The organism is Agrobacterium sp. CFBP 3001 (assembly GCF_027871605.1).
Classification (GTDB): Bacteria; Pseudomonadota; Alphaproteobacteria; order Rhizobiales; family Rhizobiaceae; genus Agrobacterium; species Agrobacterium leguminum.
Genome location: NZ_JAQAHD010000050.1, coordinates 1 through 2499 on the forward strand (window position 1 = coordinate 1; position 2499 = coordinate 2499).

Here is a 2499-nt window from a genome sequence, read left to right on the forward strand (position 1 = left end):
TGTTGATTTCCACTGAGAACTGACCCGGTATTTCCACCGAGATTTGACCCGCCTTTTAGATATGTTTCGGGTCTGGTGTAGAGGTCAAGTTCCTGTTTTTCTCCTTCGTGTTTTTCGGTTCATGAGCTGAGCTATTCTTGAAGCGGAAGCTGTCGTTTCCGGTTTCGAGGATGTGGCAGTGGTGGGTCAGGCGGTCGAGCAGCGCCGTGGTCATCTTGGCATCGCCAAAGACGCTGGCCCATTCGCTGAAGCTCAGGTTGGTGGTGATGACGACACTGGTACGTTCGTAGAGCCTGCTCAGGAGATGGAACAGCAAAGCTCCTCCCGACGCGCTGAACGGCAGGTAGCCCAATTCGTCGAGGATGACGAGATCGGAATGGACAAGCCGATTGGCGATCTGCCCTGAGCGACCTTGCGTCTTCTCCTGTTCAAGCGCGTTGACCAGTTCGACTGTTGAGAAGAACCGGACGCGTTTGTGATGATGCTCGATTGCCTGGATACCGAGAGCGGTGGCAATATGGGTTTTGCCTGTCCCAGGTCCGCCGACCAGCACGATGTTGTTGGCATCATCGAGGAAGTCGCAGCGATGGAGTTGGCGCACGAGCGCCTCGTTGATCTCGCTGCTGGAGAAGTCGAAGCCGTTGAGATCGCGATAGGCCGGGAAGCGGGCAATTTTGAGCTGATAGGCGGTTGATCTAACCTCCCGCTCTGCCGTTTCCGCTTTGAGCAGTTGCGACAGAATAGGAATGGCAGCCTCAAAAGCTGGCGATCCTTGTTCGGTGAGCTCACCGATTGCCTGAGCCATGCCGTGCATCTTCAGTTGGCGCAGCATGATAACGATCGCTCCGCTGGCTGGGTTATGACGCATGGCGGACCTCCGCAGTCTTCCTCAGGGTATCGTAGCGTTCGACATTGGCCTTGGGCTCGTTGGCAAGTGTAAGAGCTTGCGGCGCGTCGATCGTAGGTGGTGTCGAGGATTTGCCATCGACGAGGCGATGCAACAGGTTTAGCACATGGGTTTTGGTCGGAACTCCGGACGTCAAAGCCATATCGACTGCCGATAGCACTGCCTGTTCGTCGTGCTGGAGAACAAGCGCCAGAATATCGACCATCTCTCGATCGCCACCCGGCTTTTTGAGCAGGTGCTGCTGCAGCGTTCTGAAGGCTTCGGGAAGATCGACGAACGGCGCACCATTGCGAAGAGCGCCAGGTTTGCGTTGCACGACCGCGAGATAGTGCCGCCAATCGTAAATCGTCTGCCCAGGTCCGTCATGCGACCGGCTGATGACGCGAAGATGCTCGCATATGATCAGACCCTCCGCTGCAACAACGATACGGTCTGGATAAACTCGAATGCTGACGGGTCGGTTGGCAAAGGATGCCGGAACGCTGTAGCGATTGCGATCGAAGTGAACCAGGCAGGTTGGGGACACCCGTTTGCTATGCTCGACAAAACCATCGAAGACACGCGCCGTTGGCATCAGAGTTTTTGTTTCCTCGGCCAGGAGGTCAGCGATAGTGCCACGCATCTTTCCATGCGGGGTCTGCTGCCAAACCTCCTTGCATCGAAGCTCCAGCCAGTCGTTCAGGGCTTCCAACGATGGAAAGCGTGGTGTCGGTTGAAAGAACCGATGGCGCGAATCCTGAACATTCTTCTCGACCTGGCCTTTCTCCCAACCAGACGCCGGATTGCAGAACTCCGGCTCATAGAGGTAGTGGCTGGCCATTGCCATAAAGCGGATGTTGACGTCGCGCTCCTTGCCGCGTCCAATCTTATCGATTGCCGTGCGCATGTTGTCGTAGATGCCGCGCCGCGGCACCCCGCCGAAGACACGGAACGCGTGGTTATGGGCATCGAACAGCATCTCGTGCGTCTGCAGAAGATACGCCCGGACGATGAACGCCCTGGAATAGCTAAGCTTTGTATGGGCCACCTGCAGTTTGGTGCGCTCATTGCCGATGATTGCCCAGTCTTCCGACCAGTCGAACTGGAAGGCCTCACCCGGATCAAAGGCCAGCGGAACGAACGTCCCACGTCCCGATGTCTGCAGCTCCCTTTGCAGATCAGCTTTCCATTCCCGAGCAAAAGCAGCAACCCGACCATACGATCCCTCGTAGCCAAGGCTCACCAGATCGGCATGTAATTGCTTCAGGTTGCGCCGCTGCTTCCGGTTCTTTTTGGCTTCCGTCCGCAGCCACGCTGACAGCCGGTCGGCAAAAGGATCAAGCTTGCTCGGCCGCTCCGGCACCTTGAACGATGGTTCCACGCCATCAAGCCGGAGATATTTGCGGATGGTATTCCGGGATAGGCCGGTCCTGCGGCAAATGTCCCGGATCGATATGTGGTCTCGAAAATGCCAGCGTCGGATCACGCTCAGTAACGCCATGTCGATCACTCCGTAGCCCCCGCTGAAAACACGCAGGGCAAGGTTCAAACATGGGTCAATTCTCGATGGAAATATCCTGGGCTACCGGGTCAGTTCTCAGTGGAAATCAACA

At 56.5% G+C, this 2499-nt stretch carries 2 protein-coding genes; both read right to left on the bottom strand.

The features are described 5' to 3' along the window. Window positions 1-55 precede the first annotated feature (55 nt). Complete coding sequence (gene istB, locus PH605_RS25195; protein WP_111796911.1) at window positions 56-868, bottom strand: IS21-like element helper ATPase IstB; 813 nt, start codon at window positions 866-868, stop codon at window positions 56-58. Next, window positions 858-2387, bottom strand: a complete 1530-nt coding sequence (gene istA / locus PH605_RS25200) for an IS21 family transposase (RefSeq protein WP_111796982.1) — start codon at window positions 2385-2387, stop codon at window positions 858-860. The genes istB and istA overlap by 11 nt, the downstream gene beginning before the upstream one ends. Window positions 2388-2499 lie beyond the last annotated feature (112 nt).

Excerpts from the sequence above, each read along its gene's own strand:
- istB (WP_111796911.1), bottom strand. The coding sequence starts at position 868 with ATGCGTCATAACCCAGCCAGCGGAGCGATCGTTATCATGCTGCGCCAA.
- istA (WP_111796982.1), bottom strand. The coding sequence starts at position 2,387 with ATGGCGTTACTGAGCGTGATCCGACGCTGGCATTTTCGAGACCACATA.